The 26,878-nt window shown below is 60.9% G+C and carries 22 protein-coding genes; 5 read left to right on the top strand and 17 right to left on the bottom strand.

What is annotated here, in order from left to right:
* The first annotated feature begins 3 nt into the window (after positions 1-3).
* Positions 4-1,017 (top strand): NAD(P)H-dependent glycerol-3-phosphate dehydrogenase, encoded by a 1,014-nt coding sequence (locus Q0D52_RS02335; protein ID WP_294379918.1) that lies wholly within the window; start codon positions 4-6, stop codon positions 1,015-1,017.
* Positions 1,018-1,056: 39 nt separating this feature from the next.
* On the opposite strand, the gene Q0D52_RS02330 is transcribed toward Q0D52_RS02335, so the two are convergent.
* The 7 genes from Q0D52_RS02330 to Q0D52_RS02300 all read right to left on the bottom strand — a co-directional run bounded on the left by Q0D52_RS02330 (position 1,057) and on the right by Q0D52_RS02300 (position 6,988).
* The gene (locus tag Q0D52_RS02330) at positions 1,057-1,305 is read right to left on the bottom strand and encodes a hypothetical protein (protein ID WP_294379917.1); all 249 of its coding nucleotides are present in this window, start codon (positions 1,303-1,305) and stop codon (positions 1,057-1,059) included.
* A 331-nt stretch (positions 1,306-1,636) separates the two neighbouring features.
* Complete coding sequence (locus Q0D52_RS02325) at positions 1,637-2,998, bottom strand: radical SAM protein (RefSeq protein WP_294379916.1); 1,362 nt, start codon at positions 2,996-2,998, stop codon at positions 1,637-1,639.
* Between the two features lie 25 nt (positions 2,999-3,023).
* Complete coding sequence (locus Q0D52_RS02320; RefSeq protein WP_294379915.1) at positions 3,024-3,173, bottom strand: hypothetical protein; 150 nt, start codon at positions 3,171-3,173, stop codon at positions 3,024-3,026.
* A 140-nt stretch (positions 3,174-3,313) separates the two neighbouring features.
* Positions 3,314-4,432, bottom strand: coding sequence for a radical SAM protein (locus tag Q0D52_RS02315; protein WP_294379914.1), 1,119 nt, complete (start codon positions 4,430-4,432; stop codon positions 3,314-3,316).
* A 290-nt stretch (positions 4,433-4,722) separates the two neighbouring features.
* Positions 4,723-5,220 (bottom strand): hypothetical protein, encoded by a 498-nt coding sequence (locus tag Q0D52_RS02310; protein WP_294379913.1) that lies wholly within the window; start codon positions 5,218-5,220, stop codon positions 4,723-4,725.
* A 217-nt stretch (positions 5,221-5,437) separates the two neighbouring features.
* Positions 5,438-6,172, bottom strand: a complete 735-nt coding sequence (locus Q0D52_RS02305; RefSeq protein ID WP_294379912.1) for a hypothetical protein — start codon at positions 6,170-6,172, stop codon at positions 5,438-5,440.
* Positions 6,173-6,382: 210 nt separating this feature from the next.
* Positions 6,383-6,988 carry a recombinase family protein gene (locus Q0D52_RS02300; protein ID WP_294379911.1) on the bottom strand — a complete coding sequence of 202 codons (606 nt, stop codon included), beginning with the start codon at positions 6,986-6,988 and terminating at the stop codon, positions 6,383-6,385.
* A 435-nt stretch (positions 6,989-7,423) separates the two neighbouring features.
* Here Q0D52_RS02300 and Q0D52_RS02295 point away from each other — a divergent pair, with 435 nt between their 5' ends.
* Positions 7,424-7,606 carry a hypothetical protein gene (locus Q0D52_RS02295; RefSeq protein WP_294379910.1) on the top strand — a complete coding sequence of 61 codons (183 nt, stop codon included), beginning with the start codon at positions 7,424-7,426 and terminating at the stop codon, positions 7,604-7,606.
* Between the two features lie 502 nt (positions 7,607-8,108).
* On the top strand, positions 8,109-11,660 hold the full coding sequence (locus Q0D52_RS02290) for a hypothetical protein (RefSeq protein ID WP_294379909.1): 3,552 nt from the start codon (positions 8,109-8,111) through the stop codon (positions 11,658-11,660).
* A 215-nt stretch (positions 11,661-11,875) separates the two neighbouring features.
* Here Q0D52_RS02290 and trpA read toward each other — a convergent pair whose 3' ends face one another.
* From trpA to bsh, 9 genes are all read right to left on the bottom strand, one after another.
* Positions 11,876-12,835 carry a tryptophan synthase subunit alpha gene (trpA, locus tag Q0D52_RS02285; RefSeq protein WP_294379908.1) on the bottom strand — a complete coding sequence of 320 codons (960 nt, stop codon included), beginning with the start codon at positions 12,833-12,835 and terminating at the stop codon, positions 11,876-11,878.
* Entirely contained in the window at positions 12,828-14,027 is a 1,200-nt protein-coding gene (trpB, locus tag Q0D52_RS02280) for a tryptophan synthase subunit beta (protein ID WP_294379907.1), read from the bottom strand. The genes trpA and trpB overlap by 8 nt, the downstream gene beginning before the upstream one ends.
* Before the next feature lie 174 nt (positions 14,028-14,201).
* Positions 14,202-14,876, bottom strand: coding sequence for a phosphoribosylanthranilate isomerase (locus Q0D52_RS02275; protein ID WP_294379906.1), 675 nt, complete (start codon positions 14,874-14,876; stop codon positions 14,202-14,204).
* Between the two features lie 199 nt (positions 14,877-15,075).
* A complete protein-coding gene (trpC, locus tag Q0D52_RS02270; protein ID WP_294379905.1) occupies positions 15,076-15,876 on the bottom strand; it encodes an indole-3-glycerol phosphate synthase TrpC in 801 nt (266 codons plus the stop codon).
* Positions 15,877-16,038: 162 nt separating this feature from the next.
* On the bottom strand, positions 16,039-17,073 hold the full coding sequence (gene trpD, locus Q0D52_RS02265) for an anthranilate phosphoribosyltransferase (protein ID WP_294379904.1): 1,035 nt from the start codon (positions 17,071-17,073) through the stop codon (positions 16,039-16,041).
* Positions 17,074-17,179: 106 nt separating this feature from the next.
* Complete coding sequence (locus tag Q0D52_RS02260; protein WP_294379903.1) at positions 17,180-17,776, bottom strand: aminodeoxychorismate/anthranilate synthase component II; 597 nt, start codon at positions 17,774-17,776, stop codon at positions 17,180-17,182.
* Positions 17,773-19,269 (bottom strand): anthranilate synthase component I family protein, encoded by a 1,497-nt coding sequence (locus Q0D52_RS02255; protein ID WP_294379902.1) that lies wholly within the window; start codon positions 19,267-19,269, stop codon positions 17,773-17,775. The genes Q0D52_RS02260 and Q0D52_RS02255 overlap by 4 nt, the downstream gene beginning before the upstream one ends.
* 838 nt (positions 19,270-20,107) lie before the next feature.
* On the bottom strand, positions 20,108-20,971 hold the full coding sequence (locus Q0D52_RS02250; protein ID WP_294379901.1) for an Mrp/NBP35 family ATP-binding protein: 864 nt from the start codon (positions 20,969-20,971) through the stop codon (positions 20,108-20,110).
* Positions 20,972-21,177: 206 nt separating this feature from the next.
* Entirely contained in the window at positions 21,178-22,104 is a 927-nt protein-coding gene (gene bsh, locus Q0D52_RS02245) for a choloylglycine hydrolase (protein ID WP_294379900.1), read from the bottom strand.
* An 835-nt stretch (positions 22,105-22,939) separates the two neighbouring features.
* On the opposite strand from bsh, the gene Q0D52_RS02240 reads away from it, so the two are divergent.
* Positions 22,940-23,641, top strand: a complete 702-nt coding sequence (locus Q0D52_RS02240) for an Ig-like domain-containing protein (RefSeq protein ID WP_294379899.1) — start codon at positions 22,940-22,942, stop codon at positions 23,639-23,641.
* Positions 23,642-23,855: 214 nt separating this feature from the next.
* On the opposite strand, the gene Q0D52_RS02235 is transcribed toward Q0D52_RS02240, so the two are convergent.
* Complete coding sequence (locus tag Q0D52_RS02235) at positions 23,856-24,221, bottom strand: hypothetical protein (protein ID WP_294379898.1); 366 nt, start codon at positions 24,219-24,221, stop codon at positions 23,856-23,858.
* Positions 24,222-24,741: 520 nt separating this feature from the next.
* Here Q0D52_RS02235 and Q0D52_RS02230 point away from each other — a divergent pair.
* Positions 24,742-26,808, top strand: a complete 2,067-nt coding sequence (locus Q0D52_RS02230) for a translation factor GTPase family protein (protein WP_294379897.1) — start codon at positions 24,742-24,744, stop codon at positions 26,806-26,808.
* Positions 26,809-26,878 lie beyond the last annotated feature (70 nt).

The following is a 26,878-nucleotide window of genomic DNA, read 5'->3' as shown; positions in this document are numbered from 1 at the left end:
AAAGTGGACGACGACATGAAGGTTGCAGTCATCGGCGCCGGTTCGTGGGGAACCGCGCTGGCGCAGACGCTGGCCCTCAACGGGCATAACGTGAGCCTGTGGGCACGCAAGGATTCGGTGGTGCACGGCATCAACCACGAGCACGTCAATCCGCGCTACCTTTCGGATGCGAAGCTGTCCGACAACATCGTGGCCACCACCTCGTACCGCGATGCGCTGCATCGTGCGAAGGCCGCCGTCATCGTGACGCCCTCGAACCTGTTGCGCGGCGTGGCGCGCGCCCTGTCCGACGTGGTGGACGACCAGTTCCCCATCATCATCTGCTCGAAGGGCGTGGAGGCCGAAAGCGGCTATCTGCCCGTGGGCGTGTTCGAGTCCGAGCTGGGCAACAAGGACCGTCTGGCTGTGCTTTCGGGCCCCAATCATGCCGAGGAGGTCATCAAGGCGAAGCCTGCGGGTACCGTCATCGCGTCGTCGGGTCAGGACACGGCGGTGATGTTCCGCGACCTGTTCGCCTCGCCGACGTTCCGCACCTACACCAGCGACGACGTCACGGGTGTCGAGCTGTGCGCTGCGTTCAAGAACGTCATCGCCATCGCCGTGGGCGTGGCGTATGGTCTGGGCTATGGCGACAACACGGCCGCCATGCTCATGACGCGCGGCCTGGCGGAGATGAGCCGTTTGACGGTGAAGTGCGGCGGGCAGGCCATCACGTGTATGGGCTTGGCCGGCGCGGGCGACCTGATCGCCACGTGCACCTCCGAGCACTCGCGCAACCGCTCGTTCGGCGTGGAGCTGGCGCAGGGCGGCACGCTTGACGCGTATCGCGAGCGCACGCACATGGTGGTCGAGGGCGCGCTGGCGTGCAAAACGCTGAAAACGCTGTCGGAAGCCTACGACGTCGAGCTGCCCATCACCGATGTGGTGCGCGGCGTGGTGTGGGAAGGCGCCGACCCGAAGGCCGCAGCGAAGGACCTGTTCGCACGCCCGCTGACCACGGAGTTTTACGGACTGTAGTCTGACCTGGGGAAACGTTATCGAATATCCTAACTTATCCTAAACGGTTCGATTGTTTGCAAAGTAGTCATCGGCAAAAGCACGCAGCAGCATGTCCAGATCAGGGCGAAGATAGTGCTTGCCGGTGACTCCTTCCATCTTATGGCCCATGAGCGGCTCGAGCACCGACTGGGAAATCCTCCACTCGTATTCTGCTATGGTTCGCCATGAGCTGCGAAGGTTTTTGAACGGTACGGCGTCATCGCCGGCGGCGCGTTTAAAATAGTAGCCTATGCCGTCACCGACCATCGGTATCCCATCGCCGCGGTCTGCGAGCCATTCCCAACCATGACGTTGCCGCTCTCTTGCGATTTCGAGCAGTCTTCCCTGTATGAGGACGGCTGACCAGGTCCTTGTCCTTCATGATGCGGGCTATGCGGCGCTTGCTGAGCACGATATCCCTGCAGACGAGGGATGCCTTGATCTTCCTGCCCCCGGACCTTTCACGGCGGGATCGGGTGCCTTGGATGATTCGGGTCTGCCATGCGGATTCCTTTCCCTCAAGCGGGCCGGCATCCCTCATGAAACTGTCCAGCATAGTGGAGCCGATGCACTGCTATTGATTTGTCAAGGAGTTCGATCAGTCGTCGAACATGCCTTTACCAAGTTCTTTCCTACTGAGGTAAACGTAGAAGACCGTGTCGTACCACTTTCGTCTGTCATCGCACTCGGCGGTCGCGAGCTCGTCGTCCTTGATTTCGATGCCCCTCCTCATGGAGGAGCAGCACATGTCGCAGATGCGCACAAGGTGGCAATTGCCACAGTGTCTCTCATAGAAGTCGCTCACATCGTTAATGACTCGCTTATAGGCATCTATGTTCATCACGTCTTCATCGAGATGTCCGAGACATCCGTAGCCGCCCACTCTCTCGCAGGTGTACTTCCTTCCGTCGGCGGTGACGAAGAGGCGATGCCGTCCGACCTCGCATTGTCCAGGTGGGTACGCGTGGGTCTGATGGAACATGCCGCGTTCATCTATTCTACTGGCGCTGTTGGCGAAGAGCGACACAATGAAGTATGGAACCCTTCCATTGCAGTCGATGTAGGCATCAGCTAATACCTTAATCTGGCTAGCCAATGAAAGCTTCTCTTTTGCAAGGTCGAAGCTGTCCAAGAAGGAATTGTCCGCCTCGTTTACAAGGTTCACGGAAACCCTCACCCTTGACAGGAGCTCATGTCCCATGAAGAAGCTCGCATTGGCAAGGAGGTCGTATGGTGGTGCTAGAGTAGTTGAGATAGTCACGTTTTTCTCAAAATATCCGCAATTCAGCTCGTTGATTTTGTTGAGTGCCTCGAGCACCATGGCTGACGATGGCCTTCCATCGACAGTGCGCCTGTAAAGATCGTGATTAAGCCCGTCGAAACTGACGTTGATGTGGAAGCCCCTGTCCATGAGAAACGTCAGGATGTCGCGATCAAGAAGCAGGGAACCGTTCGTCGTAATCGAGTACTCTGGGTGTCCTCCCAGATTCTCCACACGTTCGCACAGTCTCTTGATGAGGTCGAACCGCCGCAGGGGCTCGCCGCCATAGAAGCTCACGTAGCTCGGGTCGCGACCTGATCCAAAATATGCCGAGCATATGCGCTCGATGTCCGTCTCATTCATCTGTGTGTTGCCGTGCTTGCGCTCGAAGCGGTAGCTGCCCGAGTAGATGCAGTATTCGCAACGGAAGTTGCATTGCTGCGTCAGCTCAAGAACCAATATCTCTGGCTGCTCGAAGCTATCGGGCACCATATCGTCGCGCAGTACACTAAGAGCAATCGACTCCTCATTGCAGAAGAACTCGTTGTAGAAGTCGTCACTGATCCTGCGGAGAAATGAAGTTTCGCCTTCTGTCGACCCAAGCCTTTCGATGCTCTCGTCGTCTGCCTCGAATATTTGATTTGTCGTAGTCTCGTAGAGGTATTTCTTGCCGAGCCTGCTCTTGAAAACCTTGAACATGGTGGACCTGGGCGCAGATGCCCCGTTATGCGCCTGCGCCGTTGGGTGCTAGGCGGTTGACCTGCACGGCAGGCTTGTTGCTGCTGATCGCACCGATGGATGGATGGCAGGCGCAGCCGCAACCGCCCATCTCGCGCACCTTGCCGTCCTTCTTGCCTTCGAAAACTACCTTCATGCCTGTTCTCCTATCTGCTGAATCTGGACTTATTGGGGTTATAACCAGGATTGTTAATCCTTCCTCTTTATGACTCCGGTGCCGTTGCAGTTGCCACGGCGAGTAAACTCCATATTCGCCATCGATATCATTTGGTCTCTCTAGTGTTTAAAGTCCGTTGGGAAACCCTCTTGTATTGCGACGATGCCATCAGTTAGGAGCTTGCGCCGCTCGCGACTAATCCTCAGTTCCTCATCGCTGTATTTCTCAAGCAGCCGGTACCAGAGGAAGCTGTTTGCCATTGCCATGGTTTTGGTGAACGTGCACAAGTCCCTGTCCTTCTTGGCTATGTTGCCTGTCGCCGCATAGTTGCTGCCGTAGCAGGTTGGGCAGATGGGCATGAGTATGCATCCATCGCACTCGGGGTCTTTTAACTGTGCTGCGTTGGCGAAATCGATCGTAAGAGATTGTCTGGCCATTTCTTTCCCAACGGCCATGGGCTCAAAGAAGTGGCACGGGTAGCACGTCCCATCTGGGGCATAGACTTTCATATTCGTCCCTGCACCGCACCACTTCGTGTACTCGAGCTCGTCCGCAATCGCTACATAGGGTATCTCCATGCTCAGCATCGAGCATGGAGATATGTCTGGGTTGGCGACGTAGAAGTCAACAAGGTCCATGAGCTGAGCCTGAAGCACGTTTTCCCACTGCTGCGAATCCCAATCAGGCCCGTAGGCAAGGTTGCAGTTGACTGAGAAGCCCTGTGCGTGGAGGTACTTCACGCCATCCGCCAGCGTCGGCAGCGTCTCCCTCGAGACGGTCATCTTTACGCCCTGCGCGGGCCAGCTTTGCGAAAAGAACGAGAGGTCGATGAGGCCCGAGCTCGAGTCGCGATTAGCATCGTTCATCTCAGGCGTTCCGTCGAATGAGAGGCCCACCCAGAAGTCCTCCTTGTGGTCTGACAACCAGTCCTGAACTTCCCCGTGCACTAGCGTCCCGTTCGTAGAGACGAAGAACTTGTATTCCACATCCCACTCTTTCGACCAGACGTACTCGCATATCCTCCTTATAGTCGGAAACTCAAGGAAGGGCTCCCCGCCAAAGAAGTCAATGGTCAGAGAATCCATGCCAGTGTTGCTGAGCTCTCTGTCGAGGATATCCCTCGCTGTGTCGAAGGTCATCCTGTTGGTGGACTTGTGGTGCTCATAGCAATATGAGCAGCGGAGGTTGCAGGCGGCGGTAAGAGTTAGCGTGACGCTTCCTGGATTGTTCTGGCTCATTGCGGCCTCTGCTTCCCATTAATGCAACTAGTGGCTTGTGGCGGCGCAGAGGTTAGTGCACGGCGACCAGGCGCAAGTACCGCTGCAGTTGTTCCCGCAGCGTCCCCCGGGACACTCACCCATGGCGTGCAACTTGCCCGGGTTGACGTTGGATACGGTCGCGCTCAGCGCGTCAAGCTTTTGTTTCTCGATAATGAACAGCATCGCTATTCCTTTCTTCGTTGACCTTTCGGTTCCCAGTGCTTTTTACGCTTGGAGTCGTCCCCCTCATCTCCAAACAACTCGCGTCGTTACTTCATCCAGTCGTTAATGACCTCCGTAATAACCTGGAGCAACGTGTCGTAATACATACGCTCGGTCTCAACGGCATCCTGATTGACAACAGCGCCAGCGATGGCGCGATGAAGTATGCCACCCACTGAATACTGGTCCTTGCTTTCCGCCTCATTCATGCGTTGGACGGCCTTGGAAGGCGCACCGACCTGTACGATATCGACCGAGATGATTGCTGCCTTCTTGTTAAAGCCGACAAGGTAGCCGGCCCAGTCAGCATGCCCGGTAAACGAGAATGACACGCCAGGGAATGTTGTCCTGTTGAACAACCCGCCAACAGTCACGTCGGTCTTATTGGCGTTAACGTCGATGCCATAGTTGTCGGTCATAGCGATTATGACTTTTTCGGTAAGCTTGTCAGCCAAATCGCTAGGGTCTACTCCCACAGCGCCCCCAATGCGTGCGCCCCACTGGTGGAAAGGGTTTTGGGCTAGCGGCTTCGAATACTTGGGCATTGTTTTTCCTTTCGCGCGGTAAATTGATTTCCTATCAGTTACCTTCCGTAATGCTCACGTCGTATTGGGCAGTCCTTGTATTTCGGGTAACGCTTGCAAAAATACTCAAACTGCCTCCTGCTTATCTCTGCTTTTGCGAGCTTGCAGTAGGGCTTATAGGCATCTGTTACATGCGGGGACACGTCTTTGCAGTTAGGGCATTCGATGGCCATGGAGCTCACCTCTTAAAAACGTATCCGCCAAACATCTTTTTCTTGAAGCAGGCGAGGATGTCTGAACAGTCGAATCCCTTTTGCCCGGCTTGTACGAAGCACTCGTATGCGGCGTTGTCGTCAGTGGTGCATCCTTTTCCTTTGAGATAGCAGAATCCAAGGGATGCGTCCAAGATGCCCAATTTCACGTCGTGCTCATCGTCTTCGGTGTATCTAGTGCATCGCTTGAGCAAGTTGAAGCATAGACTGGCATCGTCAGCAGAGAGCTGATCTGCTTCATATAAAGCAAGTGCAAGGTAGATATCCACTTCAGGTGTTTTATCGGTTGTTGAGCTGGCCTCCTTGAGATATGCAATCGCCTGACTGCTTGTTATCGCGGCGCCTTCCTTTTTAGAAGCTTCATAAGCACATAAGGCACGCTCTCTGACCACTCCGCTCTCGGCGTTGCAATCGACACCGTGTTCTTTTGCGCACCGTATCCATTGCAGGGCGTCGTTTAGGTTGTATACATCTTGGTCGCGTATTGCGTCGCCGCCGGACACCTTTCGCGCCGCTCGGGAAACCATGCTTGTGAGCAAAGCTGCAGGTACCATGGCCTCGATGCGACCGTTAACAGCAGCCTTGCAATACCAATTGCGTGCTTCGTTATATTCGTTCTGGTCATAATAGTAGCTTCCGAGCATCTGCATTACTTCAAGATCGCCCTGTTCAGCAAGGCCAATTGCTTCTTCGAGATTCATACTCTGCCTACTCCCTCTTGCAGTCGCCAAAAAGTACGCTTTGTGAACAGCGGCTCAAAAGGGGTCCTCGTTTGCCGATACGTGGGTGGTTCAGGGGGTTTGTTGCGAATCCGGGTGTATAATCAACTGTGTTCGGGCGCAAATAAAAGCGTACTTTTTGAGAGCCCAAAAATGTACTGTTTATCTGCACATATGCGCTTTTCATCACGCCTATCGTGTCGCGCCATCTTCTTTTAACCATCGGTCAAATGTGCTAACCGAAATCTTTAATCTTGCTGCAGCTTCGGTTCGATTTAGGCGTCCTTCAAGATAGGAATCCCGAGTAGCCTTATAGGCGGAAGGCTGCTTCTTCTTTGGCCTTCCAAACCGGACTCCACGTGCTTTAGCTGCGGCGATGCCCTCAGCCTGACGCTGCCTAATATTCTCACGTTCGACCTGTGCGACATACGACAGTAGCTGTAAAACGATGTCAGATATGAGCACATTCGAAATACCGCCATTCTGCTCCCTTGTGTCTAACAAAGGCATGTCGAGCACTACAATGGCAGCTTTACTTTTCTTTGTGATGAGCCTCCATTGTTCCAAAATCTCGTCGTAATTCCTGCCGAGTCTGTCAATGCTCTTGATTACAACGACGTCACCTTCGCGCAGCATGCCTATCAGCCTTTGGTATTCTGGGCGTAGGAAATCTTTTCCGCTTGCTTTGTCGGCGAAAATCAGATTTCGTTCGATTCCAAACCTGGTAAGAGCATCAATTTGTCTATCGAAATTCTGGTCGCGTGCAGATACGCGTGCATATCCATACATTCTGCTCATTCTAGCCACCTTTTACAACAACGTTATTCCGCCTTGGAATGTGGTCGTGCTGAGCGACGAAATCGATTACAGAGCCATGTGGACTCTATCTACCAGCGCATATGCTCAAGCACGGTGCATTCGGACGGCTTGGCAAGCAGCGTATGCCGCAGTCGCAACTAGACCTTTTGAATTTGTGGGTGTATAGCACAGACAGCAGTGATGGGGTGGCAATCAAGTAAGCAACAACCTCAGTATCGAAGATTATGCCCGCCGCACCGTTATCAAGCTATTTTGCGGTCGGCGTGTATTCGACAACTATGAAATCGGCATTGGGGACGCTGACGTTTTTCGTACGAAAGCGCTTATGCCGTTAGTGGAGCGGTCAAGGCTCTTGAGCGGAGCAATAAGATTCTTCACGCAACATCTCGCTCTAGGTCGCACGGTGCGCAGTACGTGAGCCTGCTGCTCGGCAAGATCATGAAGGAAGCCGGCATAAGGCCGCCCATGGACTTCGTCTCGTCGCCCTGGGGCAACGCCGTGACCGAATCGCTCATGGGCGTCATGAAGTCCGAGTGCGTGCGCGCCCGCACCTACGACAGCCGCGAGCAGGGGGCGCTTTCCCCTTCGCGTACATAGAGGCCTTCTGTAACAGGCTTCGGATTCACTCGTCGCTGGGCTGGCTTAGCCCGATGGGGTTCGAGGAGAGACACGCAAGCGAGGGCCGCTCGAAGGCGACATAGACCCTGTCAACGAAAACGGGGCGGATTCAAATTTAACACTGCATCAGAAGAAGATTGTTGGCACAGGCATGCACCGAGGGGAGCGAAATTCCACCTATCGGTCGAGTTCTATGGGCTGTAGGTTTGACCGGGGCCTCCCTGGGTTGTATAGTTCCACCTGATATCGTTTTTGCCAGTGGGCGGTTGCTGCGTTTTGCGGCAGCCGCTCTCTTTGCGCATGAACAGGGTGAACAGGGGGACGGAGGTGTGTTCACCCGGTCGTCGTCTCTTGTTTGCGCAGTGACGACGGTGCGCGAACACACCTCCGTCTCCTGTTCACCGCCGTTCCCGTTTCGCTTTCAAGCTCTGTAAGGCGTGAACCGGCGGATGACGGGCCCCTCCCTTGGGAAAGGAACCGCATGAGCAATCACTCGTCGATCGTTGGTGCCCTTGCGCATCGGGTGAAGGTCATCGTTTCCGGCACAGTTGCGGTCATCGCGCTGGCCTTGGCGTTCGCGACTGCGCCTGCTTCAGCGTTTGCCGTCGGCGCCGCCGGGGCGGGCGAACAGGTCTCGCCGTGTGTTCCTACCCAAGAGCAGGTCGAAAGCTACTGCGCGGACGGCTCGCTCGATGAGCGCGTCCAGGTTGCCGAGCGCCTCGGCCATACGCAGCTGTCAACCGATCTGACGCAGCAGGCTCTTGCCCGGCAAGCGGCGGCGTTGGGGCAAGGCGCGGACGTGTTCTCCCTGCGCTCCGCGGTTCCTTCGGTCTGGAAAAGCGGCATGGCCACGGTCGGTGCCGGTCGCGTGCTGGCGTTGCGCGTGTCGTTCCCTGATTATTCCTTCGCCGACGACGATACGCTTGAAGCGCTCGATGCGCTCATCAACGGCGGCGGCGCGCACGCGTTCCCTTATGAAAGCTTGCACGCGTACTATGAGCGCGCGAGTTACGGCGCGCTCGATATCTCCGGAACCGCCGTGGACTACCAGGCGAAACACGAGCGCAGCTACTACCAGCACGACATCAACTCGCTGTTCGTCGAAGCGCTCGACGCGCTTGACGAGACTTTGGACCTTTCGCAATTCGACGGAAACGGCGATGGGTACATCGACTGCGTGTACCTGCATTTCGCCGGCCCCGATGCCGGATGGGGAAGCACCTGGTGGAGCCAGGAATGGACGGTGCCGCAGCAGGCGCCACACGAGGTGTACGAGCGTTCGTGGGACGGCATGCGCTTGTGGAACGCGTGCCTGCTGGCCGACAACTGCGCCGCGGATATGGCGGCGTCCACGCTCATCCACGAAACGGGCCACGTGCTCGGCCTTCCCGATCTGTATAGCTATCGGAGGTCGACGCTCGACGTGTCGGGGCGTTCGGGATGTCTGACCTTCGACCTGATGGACAATAACGCCGGCGATACCAATGCCTTCTTCAAGTGGATGCTCGGCTGGATCGATGAAAGCAAGGTCCTGCGCCTGGTCGCGAACGCCGATGGGATCGACGTGCAGCGCGATGGCGTTACGCAGCACTACGACGAGCATTCGATCGATCAGGTGCTTTCCGCGTTCACAAGCTCCGACCTTTCCGAGCGCGGTGGCTTTATCGCCGTGTCCGATTCCAGCGATCTGCTTGACCCGACGAAGGGCCTGTTCTCGTCGTTCTATCTGCTGCAATACGATCGCCATGCCGGCAACCAGTCGGTGGTGTACAAGCGCGGCGGTCAGGATTTCGAGCTGCCGTCGGGCTTCAGGCTCTTCCGCGTGCAGGCGGCGCTTTCCGCGGAAGGGGGCGACTACCTATATCAGAACACCTCCGGAGCGCCCGGCAACCAGCTGATCGAGCTGGTCGACCCCGACATGGACGCCACCCACTCCGAAGGGATCGGTTACGCGCCCGCTGCGATCGCGGGCGATGGCTACGGGTGCATGCTGTATGCCGGTCAGGAGGTGTCGCCGACCACGTATCCCTCCACGAATTTCGGCGAGAGCATCGGCGGCGGTTTCACGGGCTTGACGTTCTCGTTTGGCGAATGCGGCGAAGATTCCGGCGCCGTCACCGTTTCTTGGTCGGATGCCGCCAAGCCGGTTCCGGGCAACTTCTCCCTTTCCTTGCGGCCTGGCACGCTGCTGAACTGGGGTCCTGTGACGTTTGCCATGTCGTATCCCGCGCTTTACAAGGCGTTCGAGAACGAGGCGTTCCCGTATTTCGTGATCGACGGGAAGCGTATCTTCTCCGCCGCGGACGTGAGCGGCGAAACCGTTTCCATGCGATATCAGCTCAATCCCGGCGAGGTTTTGCCGACCAGCGCTTGCGAAGCGGTGTTTCCCGCGGGTTGTTTTTTGCTGGGCGTGGTCGATGGGCAAGAGGTGTATTCCGAGGAGATCCGCGTGCCGTTTTCCCCGTCCGGCCTGGCGAGCTTCGGCAAGCATGGCTTCTACGAGCTGGAGACCGACCCGCTCGACGAGCGCGTCGGCGTCTCTTCGGTGTTCGCCCGTGGCGACGGGTCGCACTGCTTCCTGCGTGCGGTCGGCGAGAGCCTGTACCTGGAAACCCTCGACGAGAAGGACCCGTCGAAGGTGAGCGAGGCGAAGATCGACGGTGCGGTGCTGCCGACGTATCCGCAGGCCAGCTCGGTGCTGCAGTGCGCCGTGCTGCCGGATGACCGGTGCCTGGTGACGGTATCGTTCGAGAACTTCGACGCTTCCGACTTGGGTCACGCCTACTTGGTGGACTTCGGCTCGCGCCGGGTGCTCGGCGAGGCATCCCTCAGCCGGTTCCCCGGCTCCGTTCGCGCCATGGCGGTGGGGAACGTGCCGGTTTTGGGGATGTATGCGTACCAGCTTGGCTTCGGCGAGGGTTATGTGATGGCGTCGGCGTTTGCGGACGTTGCGGCAGGTGGGGCGGATGCGAGTGCTGCGGTTTCGGCTGAGGAGCGCGTGCTTTGGACGCGGGCGTCGGGTGTCTACGATGTGGGTGACGGGCTGATTGCTGCCATGTTCACCGACAACGTTCTCGATGGCAACGGCTATCCCGGCGGGGTGGACCTTACGGTGCGCCTGTACGATGCCGAGTCGGTGGCGGCGCTTTTCGCGACTGCGCCTGCTCAGCTTGACCCTGATGCGCTTGCGGATTTCACCGAAAGCCTTGATCCGGTGCGCGTGTGCAAGCTGAGCGGGTATCAGGCCGTCAACGATGTGGTTGCCTGCGATGATGCCGTGTATGTGCTGGCATCGGGTCGTCTGGATGCCAGCGGGTCGCAAGATGATGCGTCGCGTGGAGGCGCGATCGTGAAGTTCGACCGTTCGGGCATGCAAACCGCCTGTCGCGCGCTTGTCCCGGTCGGTTCGGTAGCGGCGACGTATACGGATCTGGTCGTCGGCGAACAGGGTGCGGTAGCGGCAACGCGCATCGCGATAGGGAACAAGGGCGCGTTCGAGCCGCAGGAGACGCACCTGTTCGATTCGTCGCTGAACGCGGCGGGGTCGTATGATTTCGTCGGGAACTCGACCGGCGGCTGGGTCGGCGGGCGTTGGGTGGCGCTGGGTTGGGATAGCTCCCGGTTCGGCAACGCCATAGGCGCCGGGGCCCCGCCCGCGGATGGCGCGGCGGTGGGTGACGGGGCGGTTGATTCCGTCCGTGCCGCCGACGGAGTTGTCGCGCGGGAAGGTGAAGAGCCTGACCTGCATACTCGCGTCGGCTACGCGATATCAGACGTCTTGGATGTTGCGGCTGATCCCGAGGACCCCGGCGATCCTGACGATTCCGAGGACCCTGATGATACGGAAGGCCCCGAGGAGCCTAAGGGGCCTGATGCTTTCAAGGGCCTTGACGGGTCAAAGGGTTCGGGCGAGCCTCGGGGATTGGGCGGCATTTCCGCGGGAACCGGTGATAGCGTGCCCGTCCTTCCGCTGGCAATCGTTGTCGTCGTCGCGCTGGCAGCTGCGATATGGGCTCGCCGTCGTAGCCGTTAACGGCTACGGTGCTCCTTGCAGCAGCCATCGCACTTGAAGAGGGCTGTGTTATTCACCGGGCCTAGCGCTCCGGCATTCACGTCGTGGGCAAGGCTGACCGGCTTGCCCACGATCGGGTGAACACACCTCCGTCCCCTGTTCATTTGCGTTCGCAATCGGGGCTGTCGCGGCGGGGACTAGGGCTCGCCGTGCGTGAACGCACCTCCGTCCCCTGTTCAGGCTTCCTTTACCGCGTTCACCATGTCCTGCACGAAGGTGCGTACGGGTTCGATGCTGTTTCGGCCGTGTTCGGCTATGATGCGCACGATGGCGCTGCCGACGATGGCTCCGTCGGCGAAGGCGGCCATATCGCGGGCCTGCTCGGGCATGGAGATGCCGAAACCGATGGCGCAAGGAACGGCGGGGTTCGCCTCGTGTACCTGTTTTACCAGGTCAGTGGCGTTGTTCCCAAGGCTTGAGCGCATGCCGGTCACGCCCAGGCTGCTGACGCAGTACACGAACCCTTCGGCTTCGCGGGCGATCATCTGCACGCGGCCCGCCGATGTCGGGGCCACCATGCTTACAAGCGAAACGCCGGCGGCGCGGCACGGCTCGGCGAACTCCGCTTTCTCCTCGAAGGGGACGTCGGGCAGGATGAGCGCGCCGACGTTGCTTTGCGCCATCCGTTCGCAAAAGCGCTCGATTCCGTATCCGTATACGACGTTGGCGTAGGTCATGATGGCAAGCGGCACGTCAGTGCGCGTGCGCACGCGTTCGATGAGCGCGAACACGTCGTCGGTGGTCACGCCGTTGGCCAGCGCGCGAAGGTTCGCCTCCTGGATGACGGGGCCCTCGGCGGTGGGGTCGGAGAACGGGACGCCCAGCTCGATAAGGCCCGCGCCCGCCTCGGCCATGGCCACGATGAGCTCCTCGGAGGTGGCAAGATCGGGGTCGCCGCAGGTCAGGAAGGGGATGAAGGCCTTGCCGCCTGCGAAGGCGCGCGCGATGCCGGCAGCTGGCGTGTCTGCTGCCGTTGCGTTTGTGCGGCCCAAAGCGTTTTCGCTTGCGGGGCGCTTGGTGGCGTTGCCGGTTGCGGCGGTGGGTACGTTGGCGCCGCTCGAGTCGTTTTCGTTCGCGTAATGCTCGGCGGCATCGGCGGTTGCAGCGGCATTCGCTTCGTTCGTTACGTTATTCATGGATGTCCTCCCCACGGTAGCGGGCGATGGCGGCGCAGTCCTTGTCGCCGCGGCCCGAGATGTTCACGACGATGATCTGATCGGGGCGCATGGTCGGCGCGAGTTTGCGCGCATAAGCGACGGCGTGCGCGCTTTCGATCGCCGGGATGATGCCCTCCATGCGGCTGAGGTATTCGAATGCGTCGACGGCTTCGTCATCGGTGACGGGCACGTATCGCGCGCGTCCGCTGTCGTGCAGCGCGGCATGCTCGGGTCCGATGCCCGGGTAGTCAAGGCCGGCGGAAATGGAGTACACCGGCGCGATCTGCCCGTATTCGTCCTGGCAGAAGTAGCTTTTCATGCCATGGAAGATGCCGAGCCTCCCCGTGGCGATTGTCGCGGCGGTTTCGGGCGTATCGGCCCCGCGACCTGCGGCTTCGCATCCGATGAGCTGCACCGACGGGTCTTCGATGAAGTGATAGAACGCGCCGATGGCGTTGCTGCCGCCGCCGACGCAGGCGAGCATGGCGTCGGGCAAGCGGCCTTCCTTCTCCTGCAGCTGGTCTTTGATCTCGCGGCTGATCACCGATTGGAAATCGCGTACCATGGTGGGGAAGGGATGCGGGCCCATGACCGACCCCAGGCAATAATGCGTGTCGTCGATGCGGCAGGTCCATTCGCGGAAGGTTTCGTTGACGGCGTCTTTGAGCGTGCCGGTGCCGGAATCGACGGGTCGCACCTCGGCGCCCAACAGGCGCATCTTGTACACGTTGAGCGCCTGGCGTTCGGTATCCTCGCGTCCCATGTAGACGACGCATTCCATGTTGAGCAGCGCCGCCGCCGTGGCGGTCGCCACGCCGTGCTGGCCGGCGCCGGTTTCGGCGATCAGGCGCGTTTTGCCCATCTTCTTCGCCAGCAGCGCCTGCCCGAGCACGTTGTTGATCTTGTGGGCCCCGGTATGGTTGAGGTCCTCGCGCTTGAGGTAGATCTTCGCGCCGCCAAGGTCGGCGGTCATGCGCTCGGCTAGGTACAGCAGGCTGGGGCGGCCGGCGTATTCGTTGAAAAGCCTGGTCAGCTCCGCGTTGAATTCCGGGTCGTCCTTGTAGCGCTCATAAGCCTCGTTGAGCTCGTTCACGGCGTTCATCAGGGTTTCGGGGATGCACTGTCCGCCGTGAACGCCGAAGCGTCCTTGCGATGTAGGGGAGTTGCTCATGGTGATCCTTTCGTGAGGGGTGGAGGGTGAACAGGGGACGGAGGTGTGTTCACTCGGGGTAGAGGGTGGATGGGGCATCGTTTGGTTTGCGAATGGGTGGAGGCGCGTGAACAGGGGACGTGCGTGAACACACCTCCGTCCCCTGTTCACGTTGGCGCTTGCCGTTTCGGAAGGTTACGTAGCTGCAGCTGCTTCGTGTCGGGCGGCGTTGACTGCGGCGATCATCTTCTTGGGGTCTTTTGCGCCGTCGGTTTCCAGGCTCGAGCTCATGTCGACGCCCTTGAAGCAGTCGCCGGCCGCGTTGCGGGCTTTCGCAATGGCTTGCGCCAGGTTGTCCGGGCTAAGGCCGCCTGCTAACAGGAACGCCCGGGGGAATCCGGTGAGCAGGCGCCAGTCGAACGTGCGTCCGCTGCCTTGCCCACTGTCGAGCAGTACCAGGTCGGCGGTGCTTGCTGCTGCTTGTAGCGTGTCGCCGATCGTCCTGACGCGAAACGCCTGGATGATGCGCGCCTGCGCGGGGTCGCTCGTGTTCCCCGCCTGCAGCCCGGCGACCGAGCGAAGCCTCGCGATATAGGCGGCGTCTTCGCTGCCATGCAGTTGAACTGCGGCGTTTGGGGCTTCGGTAAGGAACCGGTTAACGGTTTCAACCGGTTCGTCCACGAAGACGCCGACCGGGCGTATCGCCGGGTCGAGCGAGGATGCCAGCTCGATGGCTTGCGCAAGCGGGATGCTGCGGCGCTTGCCCGCAACGTCGACCACGAACCCGGCGAAGTCGGGCTGCGCGGCGTTTGCCGCGGCTACATCTGCTGCCGTGCGCAGTCCGCAGAGTTTCACCAGCGGTGCTTGCATGGTCGGGTCTCCAATCGTGAGGGGGCTGTCGGGTGTTGATGGGTCGTTTTTGCGTGCTAGCGGGGCGTTTTGCCCCAAGGTCGGTTTTGCGAGCCGACTGGGCTTTTGCCCCAAGGTCGGTTTTGCGAGCCGACAGGGCCTTTTGCCCCAAGGTCGGTTTTGCGAGCCGACAGGGCGTTTTGCCCCCAAGGTCGGCTCCTCAAACCGCGCTGCCGCGCAGTTCGGCGAGTTTTGCCCGCTTGTCTTCGGCGCGCATAAGCGTTTCGCCAACCAACACTGCATCGGCGCGCATTGCGCGGGCGGCTTGAACGTCGGCGGCGGTTTTGATGCCGCTTTCGGAAGCGAACAGCGTGTCGGCGGGCACGAGATCGCGAAGCGCTTGCGCGGCCTTCATGTCCACCGTGAAGGTTCTCAGGTCGCGGTTGTTGACGCCGATAACGCGTGCGCCGCAGGCAACGGCGCGTTCGACCTCGCGCGCGGTATGGGCTTCCACCAGCGCGGAAAGCCCCAGCTCATCGCAGAGTTCCCGATAGGCGATAAGCTGCGCATCGTCGAGGATCGCGCAGATGAGCAGCACCGCTTGCGCTCCGAGCTCCTTCGCCTCGTAAATCATGTACTCGTCCACGACGAAGTCCTTGCGCAGCACGGGAATGCTGACCTCGCGCGCGATCTCGCTCAGGTACTCGTTTCGCCCCTGGAACCAATAGGGCTCGGTCAGGCACGAGATGGCCGCTGCGCCTGCCGCCTCGTAATCGCGCGCGATTTGCAGGTAAGGGAAGTCGGGCGCGATAAGGCCTTTTGAGGGGCTCGCACGCTTCACTTCTGCGATGAACCGCACCCCGGGTTGCCTGAGCGCTTCCTCGAAGGGAAACGCTCCCGCGCCGCTTTCGCGGGCGAGCGCCGCCTCGGCTGCGGCGCGCACGCACGACAGCGGGCGGTCGCGCTTTTGCTTGGCGATGCGCCGGCGCGTTCGATCGGCTATTTCATCAAGGATGTTCACGTTGGTCCTTTGCTGGGTTAGGAGGTTGTTGCGTCTGGGGGTTGGGGGCCGGAATCGGAAGCGGAATCGGCCGTTTGCGCGTTCGGAACCTGGGGTTGCCATGCCTTGCGCGGTGCGCGGAAGAACGCGGGCCGACGCTTGCGGTTCGGGGCCAGGCCTTCCCTAAGCGTTGCTGGCCTTCGCGTACGCTTCGAGCGTTGCGGCGGCGGCTCCGGAGCCGATCAGCTCGTTCGCAAGCTTGACGCCATCGCGCAGCGAAGGTGCGGCGCCGGCCACGTACATGCCGGCAGCAGCGTTGAGCACCACGGTATCGCGTCGGCATCCGTGCTCCTTGCCGCTCAGGATATCGCGCGTGATCTGGGCGTTCTCCTCGGGCGAACCGCCGCGCAGGTCGTCGCGCGTGCAGCGTGCCATATCGAACTGCTCCGGCGTCAGCTCATAGGTGCGGAACGCCGGCGCATGGAAGTCGCCGCCGCCGAATTCGCAAACCTTGGTGGGACCGGCGCAGGACAGCTCGTCGAGCACGCATTCCCCGTACACCACCATGCCGTGCTGCACGCCCAGGCTCACGAGCACGCGTGCCAGTGGCTCTACCAGCGCGCCGTCGTAAACGCCGAGCACCATATAGCGGGGGTTTGCGGGGTTCGTCAGCGGCCCCAGGATGTTGAACACGGTGCGAATGCCCAGCTCCTTGCGGATCGGGCCGACGTGCTTCATCGCCGCGTGGTACTTTTGCGCGAACAGGAAACAGATGCCGACCTCGTCAAGCAGCTTGCAGCACAGCTCGGGGTCCTGCTCGATGTTGACGCCGAGCGCTTCCAGGCAGTCGGCCGCGCCCGAGCTCGACGATGCCGCACGGTTCCCGTGCTTCGCCACTTTCACGCCGCTGGCTGCGATGATGATCGACGCCGTGGTGGAGATGTTGAAGCTGTGCGCCTTGTCGCCGCCCGTTCCCACGATTTCAAGCACGGGGTTGGGGTAATCGACCGGCGTGGCGAACGTGCGCATGGCCGTGGCGCAGCCGGCGATCTCGTCGATGGTCTCGGCTTTCGTGCTCTTCGTGGACAGCGCGGCAAGGAAAGCCGCCGTCTGGACCGCTGTGGTCTGCCCGGACATGATCTCGCAGATGGTGTCGTAGGCTTCCTGGTAGGTGAGGTCTTGTTTGTCGACAAGCTTCTGAATCGCCTCGGTGATCATGGTGTTCCTTTCGAACAAAGGTGTGAACTGGGGAAATAGGAGGTATGAGTGCCGTTGCGCCATCGTTTGACGCCTAGCTCGGAAGGCTTGGCGGGCAGGGTCGGCGTCAGCATGGGGCGCCCACCTTCCCGTTCGGCACCAGGGACAGGAAGTTCTCCACGATGGCAGCCCCGTCGGGCGTCATGATGCTTTCCGGATGGAACTGCACGCCGAAGACGCGCCGCGCGGTATTCTCGACCGCCATGACCTCGCCATCGGCTGTTCGGGCGGTGACGCGCAGGTTTCCCGGCAAGGTGCGCTCATCTGTCGCAAGCGAGTGGTAGCGGGCAACGGGAAATGCGTTGGGCAGGCCACTGAACAGGACGCTTTCCCGCGTGCGCTTGATGGTGGACACCTTTCCGTGCATGAGCTCCTTCGCATATCCGACGGTGCCGCCGAACGCTTCGCAGATGGCTTGATGGCCCAGGCACACGCCCAGCATGGGGATGCGCCCGGCGAAGCGCTTGATGGCGGGGATGCATACGCCGGCATCGGAGGGACGCCCCGGACCCGGCGACAAGATGATGGCATCAGGGGCAAGCGCTTCGATATCGTCGCAGGTGAGCGCGTCGTTTCGCATAACAACGACATCGGGTCGCATGCTGCCGACAAACTGGTAGAGGTTGTATACGAAGCTGTCGTAGTTGTCGATGAGCAGGATCATCGCAGGCCTCCTTGCGCAAGCTCGATGGCGTGCACCACAGCGCGCGCCTTGTTGCGGCATTCCGCATACTCGGTTTCGGGGACGCTGTCGGCCACGATGCCGGCGCCCGACTGCACGCACACGCGGCCGTCTTTCTTGTACGCCAGGCGAATGGAGATGCACGTGTCCATATTGCCGGTGAAATCCAGGTACCCGATCGCGCCGCCGTAGATGCCGCGCTTGGTTCCCTCGAGCTCTTGGATGATCTCGGCCGCGCGAAGCTTCGGGGCGCCGGACAGCGTGCCGGCGGGCAGGATGGCGTCGATGGCGTCAACGGCGTCTTTGCCCTCCGCAAGCTTGCCGGCAACTTCCGAGCCGATGTGCATGACGTGCGAGAAACGATGCACGTGCAGGTACCGCTCGACCTGCACGCTCCCCAGCTCGCACACGCGACCGAGGTCGTTTCTTCCCAGGTCAACAAGCATATTGTGTTCGGCAAGCTCTTTTTCATCGGCAAGAAGGCCCGCTTCAAGCGCTTCGTCTTCCTGGGCGGTTGCGCCGCGCGGCCTCGTTCCGGCCAGGGGAAACGTTTTCACGCAGCCTTTCTCTAGGCGCGTCAGCGTTTCGGGCGACGCGCCGGCAAGCTCGATGTCGTCGCTTGAGAAGAAGAACATGTACGGGGACGGGCTTGTTGCGCGCAGCACGCGGTACACGTCGAGCAGGCTGCCGCGGGCGGGTGCCGACAGGGGGTTCGACAGCACCACTTGGAAGATGTCCCCTTCGCGGATGTAGTGCTTCGCGCGCTCGACCATGCCGGTGAACTGCGCTTGCGAGAAGCGCGGCGTGAGCTCGGTCTGCAGCGACAGGGCGGGGAAGTAGGCGCGGGAACCGCTGGTCAGAAGGTCGATTATCCGGTCGCAGGCGTTCTCCGCCTTTGCGTAGGCGGTTTCGACGCCGTCGGGGTCGGAGAGGTTCGCGCCGGCGATGATCTTGAGCTTCTGCTCAAGGTTGTCGAACACGATGACCTGGCCGAACAGCATCAGATCGACATCGCGGAAGTCGCGGTCGGCCAGCTGGTTCTCGCGCAGGCGCGGCTCGGCGTATTTGATGTAGTCGTAAGCGAAGTATCCGACAAGGCCGCCGGCGAAAGGCGGCATGCCGGGCACGGCGGGGCTGGCGTAGCGGGCAAGCACGTCGCGGATGGCGTCACCGGGATGCTCGACGCGCCGCTCGACGGTGCGCACAGGTTCGCCCTCTGCGCCCTCGCGGATGCTGAGCAAGCCGTTCGTGCAGGTCAGCTCCATGGTGGGGTTGCAGCCAAGGAACGAATAGCGCCCCCAGGTGCGCCCTTGCTCGGCGCTTTCGAGCAAAAAGCAGTGACAGCTTGCCGAGCGCAGCGTGCGCAGCGCCTCCACCGGCGTGAACCGGTCCGCCAGCAACTCCTTGCATACGGGCACGCGACGATATGCCCCGGTTTGCGTATAAGCTTGCACCGTCTCAAGCGTTGGGAACATCCGGCACCTCCTGGAAGGCTTCTCCGGTCTGCCGACCGGGGCCGGATCGGGCAACGAAAAAGCCCGTCCCGGCAAACGAATACGTCTACCAAGGACGGGCTTACAGCTATACCCGCGGTGCCACCTTGATTCTCGGCTTTGCGGCCGAGCCCTTTGCGAAGCGCCAACACGCTTCCGGCAACTAACGTATGCCCTCACGTCACGGATACTGAGCGCGCGATGCGATCGCGCAGCGGTTCCCCATGCCCTCAGCGGCCCATTTAGCAATCTGCGTTCGACCCGATTCTCAGCACCTCGGGTTCTCTGTGCGTGCACAACTGCCTTGACTTCCGCCTCAACGGTTTGTCGAAACTGGTTGTGAGAATGCCGTAACTTTTGCCTAGCGTCAAGATAGAATTTTGCAAACGGCGGAGAAGTTTTTGAACGGTGACCGAATGTGACCGGTTATACCAAAAGCGTTGATTGCTGAAACCGGTAACCATCCTACACCGGACATGAAACGATGTATGGGAAGCGTATCACCAGGTCAGTGCAGGGTTTCGCCAGTAGTTGCCTTGCAGCAAAGCAATACGTTCGCTGCTTGCAGCTCACCAGCAGCGATTCTGCAGGCGCCTCTTCGTCGCCCGGTCCAACCGGGTTGCGGAATTGTAAAGTGAACAGGAGGCGAAAGTGAACAGGGGAAGGAGGGGTGTTCGTCCGGGCTGCAAGGAGAGATCCGGGATTGGGGCTTACGGTTGCATGAACGCGCCTCCGTCCCCTGTTCGTGTATGAAGAAAGCCCGCGAACTCCAAAGGGTTCGCGGGCTTTCGCAATCTAGAGGCTTGTGGCGGAGTTGCCGTTATTCGGCTGCTTTCTCGTCCTGCTTTTCGGCGGCTTCGACGATCTTGTCGATGATGACGTCCAGCTTGCCTTCCACGTCGTATTCCTCGACCTTGCCTTCGTCGCACAGGCGCGCGAACTTCGGGTCGATGGGCAGGGTGGTGTAGGCGGGGATGTTGTAGCGCTCGGCAACCTCGGCGCCCTGCGGCTCGCCGAAGATGTGGTGCTCCTTGCCGCAGTCGTCGCACTTGAAGTACGCCATGTTCTCCACCAGGCCCAGCACCTCGACGTCCATGTCATGCGCAAGGTTGACCGCCTTGCCCACGATCATGGCCACCAGCTCCTGCGGAGCGGATACGGTGACGATGCCGTCGACGGGCAGCGACTGGAACACGGTCAGCAGCACGTCGGAGGTTCCCGGAGGCATGTCGACGAACAGGTAGTCGATGTCGCCCCAGTTCGTCTCGCTCCAGAACTGGCGGATGGCGTTGGACACCACCGGGCCGCGCCATGCCACGGGCAGGTCGCCCTTGGGAAGCATGAGGTTGGTGGACATGACCTTGATGCCCGTTTGCGTCTGGCCGGGCAGGATGCCGTCGGCGTCGGCGGTCAGCGGGTTGGTGATGCCGAAGGTCTTCGGGATGGAAGGACCGGTGATGTCGGCGTCCAGGATGCCCACCTTGTTGCCGCGCTTGTTCATTTCGCTGGCAAGCAGGCTGGTGACCAGGGACTTGCCGACGCCGCCCTTGCCGGAGACGACGCCGATGACGTGCTTGACGTTGCTGCGCTTGTTCGTCTCAAGCTTGGTGGGGCCGGCGGCGGTGCGATCGCCGCATCCCGATACACCGCAGCTGCCGCACTCGTGCGAGCACTCTTCTGCCATGATTCCTTCTTTCTTGTTGTGCTCCCAGATACCCGGGAGCGTCACTCGTCCTGAAGGGATGATAGCACAACGCGTCAACGCAGCAGCCAATTAGCACCTGCTGCGTGACATATGCAACGCTTCGTCAAGCAAACCCTGCTTTATACATTTTGGGCTGCGGCTTTCACAGCGAGTTTGCGCCGGACGCTTCGGGCGGGCGGGTGCGCCTACTGCAGCTGCTGGACCTCGGCGGCGTCGAGGTCGAAGTCCTTGAATGCGGCGGTGGTATAGGCGGGGTTTTCGTAGGTGTTGAAGTAGTAGCGGCCCTCGCGTGCGGAATAGGCGCTGGTGAACACGGTGAACTCGTTTGCGCCGTCGTTCATCTGCGCGCTTCCCTCCACCATGGCCACGCCGCCGAGCGTGCGGAACACGCGCGCCACGTTGCCGGTCTCGGTGTCCTTCGGTGCATGATGCGCGTTCAGGTACGCGGCGCGCACGAAGCGCGATGGCGAGTACACGTCGCCGGGCAGCCCGCGCATGCCCGCACCGGCGCCGTAGGGCGTCAGCGTTGCGTTCGCCCACGTCACGGAGCTAGGCGCGCCGGGGGTGACGTTCATGTAGCTGCGCAGGTTCTCCAGATGCCACGCAAGCCCCGGCTGATTGGCCAGCACGTCGGCGGGGTCGCGCATCACCTGCAGGCCTTCGGCTGTGGACTCCACGACGATGCAGCCGCTGGCGTCGGCGATGATCCAGTGCAGCATGCTGATGGGGAAGTCGCCGAAACCCTTGTTCACCAGCGTGATGCCGGCCAGCGCCGCCTCGACGTCGTCGACGTTGTCGAAGTTCGAGGTGACCCACAAGGGGAACTCGTACGGGGCTACGGCCGTGGTTCCCGGGCGCACATCGTCGGGGAAGTATGCGTATCCGGGGAAGTTCAGGCCGGCGATGACCAGGCCGTTCTCATTGGCGCAGTCGAAGTATAGCGGATACCCCTCCGATGCGATGGCCATGCCCAGCACCGCGCGATGCCCCGTGTTCGCAGGATGGTTGCGCGGCGTGAACGTGATGGTTTCGCCGTAGCCGTACGCCCAGTCCAGGTTGCGGCCGAAATACAGGTTTCCGTCAGGGTCGGTGAATCGAATCGCCGTGCACATACGTGCCTCCGTTCAACGTTGATGCGCGGGCTCGCGCTCGCGCTTGCTCCTTCGGGGCGTTTTGCCTCTGCATGAAAGGAATGGTACGCCTGCGAAGGCGGGTTGCAATGGGGAAAGCCCGAGCGTTGCCTTCGCGTTGCGAAGCCGTTGAGCGGAGGTGCGCCCGCCATCCCGTTCGGCCGGGACATCCCGGGCTTCGCGGTATCAATGCCCGCGAGCGATAACATCGACCTGGCATGAAGGTCGGCAGGGACGAGATATGTGACCACTTTCGTCAGCGTTGATTAAAATCCTGTTAAAAAGATTGACTTTTCGTTGCATGCCGGCGATAGTGCTTTTGCCGAGTACCAAAGGCCCTATGCCGGCGCCACTATGGATGACATGCTGCAAGTTTGGATCGATGGCGTTACCGGCGTTACACCAATGATACGTACACCTATGAAAGCCCGATGGCCGAGGATCGCTTCTGCTGTCCTGCCATAAGGGGCAACGCCGTCCAGCAACGTGCGTGCTGCGTCGGCATCGACGTGCCAGGTGGCTTCGGCCGCCCCGCCGTCGGCGCGTGTTTCCGCGCACAGGCAGCCGAAACGCTGCATGTGCGCGGACATACGTGCCCAACAGACGAAGGCCGCGCAACGCGCAGGAGCTTTCGGTGGGTAATAGCGGAAAGGCGAAAGGGCTGCATGCGGCGCTGTGCGCAGCGGCGTTTCGCCTGACGTGCAGGTGCACTCGGTAGAGCTTGCGGGCGTTGCCGCGTTCGCGATGAAGCGCCAGAGCAAGGCGCAAGCGGCGGCATATGCGAAGGATGAGAGATAACGGGAAGGCAGAGAACGCAATGCAGAGTGCGAATATCAAAGGGAAACGCCGCCCATGTGCGGCGTTTATCGCGTGCGCGGTCACGCTGACGCTTGTAGCGGCGCTCGTGCCGCTGTCGAAGGCATCTGCCTATTGCGGCTCCGGCACGGCGGGCGTGTGCGTCGGCAGTTCGAGCTTAAGCGTGGAAGCGGGTTCGAGCTCGCAAACGAGCATCGCGGTAAACCCCTGGTCGGATAGCAAAACGCTTGGACGCGGCATGGTGAAATGCTCGCAGGCACGCACCTCCGACGGCGTCACTACGGCGGGCTATGCGCGCTTCGATGCCAGCGGTCGGCGCGCAGGCGTCGTCACGAGTCATGCTGCATATGGCTCCGAGGACCCCGAGGTTTCGGTGCAGTCTTCCAACAGCGATGTTGCCACGGCGTATGTAAGCGGCGACACGCTGGTGGTCACGGGCCATTCCGCCGGCAGCGCCACCATCACCGTGACCTCGCCGTCGAGCCAGTGGCAGAGCGATTTCGCAACCGTGCAGGTCAACGTGTCGGAGCCGGCGAATGCGCCCGGCTCCGCCATTGACCTGCAGGGCTCCGTTGGACAGGACGATGTGCCCAGCTGGATGATCCCCACCGTTGCCGGTGCGGCGGTGCTCGTCGTGGCCATTGTGTGCACGGCGGTGATCTCGGGTTGTCAGAAGGTTGCGGCAGCGGGGGAGACGGCGTAGCAAGCCTGGACACGCCGCGGTCTGGTCTGCGGCCTAGTAGCCGTTTTGCCTGATATCTGGCGGAAGATTGCGGCCAGGGCGGTTGCGGGCGGAGCGCTGCGGTTCTGCAGCTTGCGCCCTAGGGATGCGAAAGCCCGTGTATCGCGATAGGGTGATACACGGGCTTTCGGTTTGAGAGGCTTGGAAAAGGCGGGAACTTGCCGCCATCCCTGCGCTACTTCCCGTTGCGGATCTTCTTGATGCCGCCGGCCGCTATGGCGGCGCCGGCGCCGATAGCGAGCACGCCGGGCCCGGGCAATATGAGCATGGGCACGCCCACCGCCATGACGGCGGCGCCTGCCACGGTTTGTGCCGCGCCAGTCAGGCGCGATGCGGCAGCGGCGGCCTCGCTTTGGTTGCGAACGGGGTTTCCGCGGCCGTCGACGAACGTGGTGTGCAGCGGCTGGTTGTCCACCTTCCCGACGCGCTTGCCGAACGAGGGCGGCGTGAAGGGCTCCGCAGCGGTTTGCGCGGCGGAAGCGGCTCCGCGCGTTGCGTCAACGGGGGTTACATCGATGATGGGATGTTTCGGGAACGCCATGAGCTGCTCCTTATGCGTAGCGCCGCACGGGGCGGCGCGGGGTGAGCGTTGTGCGGGACGGGCCTAGCAGCCGCGTTCCGCTGTTCGTAGGGTATCGCGTTGCGGGAGCCGTGCGCCTGCGCACGTCTGCGCTGTCACCAATGCGTAACGAGTTCACCACATGTTGCACTGCTGCTTGCCGGCTATCCATCTCCTTCGCCACGTCTCTGCTTGCCGGTAGCTCTGCCCCCCGCAATGCCTTGGTTTCCGGTTCCTCTCCCCTCAGCGCTCCGGCTTGCCTTCGGTTGATCTTCCCCGTAATGCCCTCGGGGCTTCTGTTTTCCCTGCAGCGTTGCGGCTTGCCGCCTCCTGCCTTTCCTGCACGCCCCGGGGCGTATCCATCATCAGGCGTTTTGCCGGTTCGTTCGCTTTTTTACGCTACACTATCGGTAGTGCTCCAACCGTTTGGTTCGACTGCGTCCCGCGCTTGAATCGAGTTGGCGAAACGGGCGCGACGCCTTTTAAAGGGGAAGGTGATCGTATGGCAGCTCCTGCTACCGAACATGTCCGAAACATCGTGTTGGTGGGCCAAGATGGCGCCGGCAAAACCTCGCTCGCCGAGGCTATGCTGCACGTCTCGGGCCGCACGCCGCGCATGGGCACCACCCACGATGGCAAATCCTATCTTGATTACGATCAGGAGGAGATTCGCCGCAAGTTCACCCTGGGCACGTCCGTCGCGCCCATTCCGTATCATGACTACAAGATCAACCTGCTTGACACTTCGGGCCACCCCGACTTCATCGGCGATACGCTTGCCACCATGCAGGCCGCCGAAATGGCGCTGTTCGTTGTGGATGCCGTTGCGGGCCCCCAGGTCATGACCACGAAGCTGTGGCGCGAGGCCGAGGGCATGCGCCTGTCGCGCGCCGTGTTCATCAACCATATCGACCGCGAGCACGCGAACTTCGACACCATCATGGCGCAGCTGCACGCGCGCTTCGGAAGCCGTTTGGGTCCGGTCACCATCCCCATCGGCGTTGCCGAGGACTTCAAGGGAGTCATCGACGTGCTGCGCATGAAGGCCCGCTACTTCGATCAGGACGGCACCACCGATGACCGCATCGAGGATATCCCGGCCGAGTATGCCGAGGCGGCGCAGATCGCGCGCGACCGCCTGTGCGACTTGGTTGCCGAGGCTGATGACGAGCTGATGATGAAATACCTGGACGGTTCCGAGCAGCTGACGCAGGAGGAGCTTGAAAGCCTGCTCGACAAGGCCATCGCGCAGGAGCTGTTCATCCCCGTGTACGTGGGCTCCACCATCATCGAGCAGGGCATCCGCTGCGTGATGAAGGACATCTGCACCTACTTCCCGCATCCACGTCATCATGGCGCCTTCCGTCTTGCAAATGGCGAGGAGACGTTCGTGGACGAGAGCGGCGAGCCGGCGGCGTTCGTCTTCAAGACCGTTGCCGACCCGTTCGTGGGACGTTTGAGCTACTTGAAGCTGATCAGCGGCGTGCTCACGCCGAGCATGGAGCTGATCAATGCTCGCACGGGCAAGAAGGACCGCTTGGGTCATCTGTACGTGATGATGGGCAAGGAGGCTACGGACGTGAAGTCGGCGAAGGCCGGCGACATCATCGTGGTGCCCAAACTTACCGACACGCGTGCCGGCGACACCCTGTCGCAATCGGGCACGATGTCCATCGACCCGCTGCCGCTGCCCGTGCCGCAATACCCCGTCGCCATCGAGGCGGCGAACAAGAAGGAAGAGGATAAGGTCGGCACCTTCCTTACGCGCGCGGTCGAGAATGATCCCACGCTGCGCGTCGCCCGCAACGAGCAGACGCACCAGACCATCGTCACGGCAATGGGCGAAGCCCAGGTGGAAACGCTGCTTGCGCGTATGAAGGAGCAGGCGAAGGTGGAGGCGCGGTTGGTTCCCGTGCGCATCCCGTATCGCGAGACCATCACGAAGACCGCCGAAGCGCAGGGACGCCATAAGAAGCAGACTGGCGGCGCCGGCCAATTCGGCGATTGCTGGCTGCGCATCAGTCCTAATCCCGGCGAGGGCTATGAGTTTGCTGACGAGGTCAAGGGCGGCGCCATTCCCGGCGGCTTGATCCCCGCGGTTGACAAGGGTGTTCAGGAAGCTATGGCCGAGGGCTTCTTGGCGGGCTATCCCATGGTCGATATCAAGTGCGCCGTGTTCGATGGTTCGTACCATTCGGTTGACTCCAATGAAATGGCGTTCAAGACCGCTGCGCGTATCGGCTTCCGTGCGGCATGCGAGCAGGCAGGTGCCATTCTGCTTGAGCCCATGGCGACCATGGATATCGTGGTCACCGAGGAATATGCCGGCACCGTCATGGGCGACATCGCCACGCGCCGCGGGCGCATCGTGGGCACCGACTCTACCGACGAGGGTGAGACGGTCATTATGGTACGCGTGCCGTATGCCGAGGTCATCAGCTACACCAAGGACCTGCGCGCTATGACGCGCGGCTCCGGCAGCTACTATATCGAGCTGGAGGGCTACGACCCCGCGCCCGCCGATGTGACGAAGAGGCTGGTTGAGGCTTACCAGACATCGAAGGCATAGGCAGGTCCCTAAGATGATTGCAGCGAGCCGTCCTGCGGGGCGGCTCGCTGTTTGTTGCGGTGAAGCGTTT

The sequence above is a fragment of the uncultured Senegalimassilia sp. genome (genome assembly GCF_934630535.1).
Lineage (GTDB): Bacteria > Actinomycetota > Coriobacteriia > Coriobacteriales > Eggerthellaceae > Senegalimassilia.
This window is presented reverse-complemented; position numbering and strand designations above follow the sequence as displayed.

Excerpts from the sequence above, each read along its gene's own strand:
- trpD (WP_294379904.1), bottom strand. The coding sequence starts at position 17,073 with ATGATCACCGAGGCGATTCAGAAGCTTGTCGACAAACAAGACCTCACC.
- Q0D52_RS02240 (WP_294379899.1), top strand. The coding sequence starts at position 22,940 with ATGCAGAGTGCGAATATCAAAGGGAAACGCCGCCCATGTGCGGCGTTT.
- Q0D52_RS02230 (WP_294379897.1), top strand. The coding sequence starts at position 24,742 with ATGGCAGCTCCTGCTACCGAACATGTCCGAAACATCGTGTTGGTGGGC.
- Q0D52_RS02315 (WP_294379914.1), bottom strand. The coding sequence starts at position 4,432 with ATGAGCCAGAACAATCCAGGAAGCGTCACGCTAACTCTTACCGCCGCC.
- trpB (WP_294379907.1), bottom strand. The coding sequence starts at position 14,027 with ATGAGCAACTCCCCTACATCGCAAGGACGCTTCGGCGTTCACGGCGGA.
- Q0D52_RS02290 (WP_294379909.1), top strand. The coding sequence starts at position 8,109 with ATGAGCAATCACTCGTCGATCGTTGGTGCCCTTGCGCATCGGGTGAAG.
- Q0D52_RS02260 (WP_294379903.1), bottom strand. The coding sequence starts at position 17,776 with ATGATCCTGCTCATCGACAACTACGACAGCTTCGTATACAACCTCTAC.
- Q0D52_RS02320 (WP_294379915.1), bottom strand. The coding sequence starts at position 3,173 with ATGAAGGTAGTTTTCGAAGGCAAGAAGGACGGCAAGGTGCGCGAGATG.
- Q0D52_RS02300 (WP_294379911.1), bottom strand. The coding sequence starts at position 6,988 with ATGAGCAGAATGTATGGATATGCACGCGTATCTGCACGCGACCAGAAT.
- Q0D52_RS02305 (WP_294379912.1), bottom strand. The coding sequence starts at position 6,172 with ATGAATCTCGAAGAAGCAATTGGCCTTGCTGAACAGGGCGATCTTGAA.
- Q0D52_RS02330 (WP_294379917.1), bottom strand. The coding sequence starts at position 1,305 with ATGGTCGGTGACGGCATAGGCTACTATTTTAAACGCGCCGCCGGCGAT.
- Q0D52_RS02250 (WP_294379901.1), bottom strand. The coding sequence starts at position 20,971 with ATGGCAGAAGAGTGCTCGCACGAGTGCGGCAGCTGCGGTGTATCGGGA.
- Q0D52_RS02255 (WP_294379902.1), bottom strand. The coding sequence starts at position 19,269 with ATGTTCCCAACGCTTGAGACGGTGCAAGCTTATACGCAAACCGGGGCA.
- Q0D52_RS02275 (WP_294379906.1), bottom strand. The coding sequence starts at position 14,876 with ATGCAAGCACCGCTGGTGAAACTCTGCGGACTGCGCACGGCAGCAGAT.
- Q0D52_RS02325 (WP_294379916.1), bottom strand. The coding sequence starts at position 2,998 with ATGTTCAAGGTTTTCAAGAGCAGGCTCGGCAAGAAATACCTCTACGAG.
- Q0D52_RS02310 (WP_294379913.1), bottom strand. The coding sequence starts at position 5,220 with ATGCCCAAGTATTCGAAGCCGCTAGCCCAAAACCCTTTCCACCAGTGG.
- trpA (WP_294379908.1), bottom strand. The coding sequence starts at position 12,835 with ATGAATAACGTAACGAACGAAGCGAATGCCGCTGCAACCGCCGATGCC.
- bsh (WP_294379900.1), bottom strand. The coding sequence starts at position 22,104 with ATGTGCACGGCGATTCGATTCACCGACCCTGACGGAAACCTGTATTTC.
- Q0D52_RS02235 (WP_294379898.1), bottom strand. The coding sequence starts at position 24,221 with ATGGCGTTCCCGAAACATCCCATCATCGATGTAACCCCCGTTGACGCA.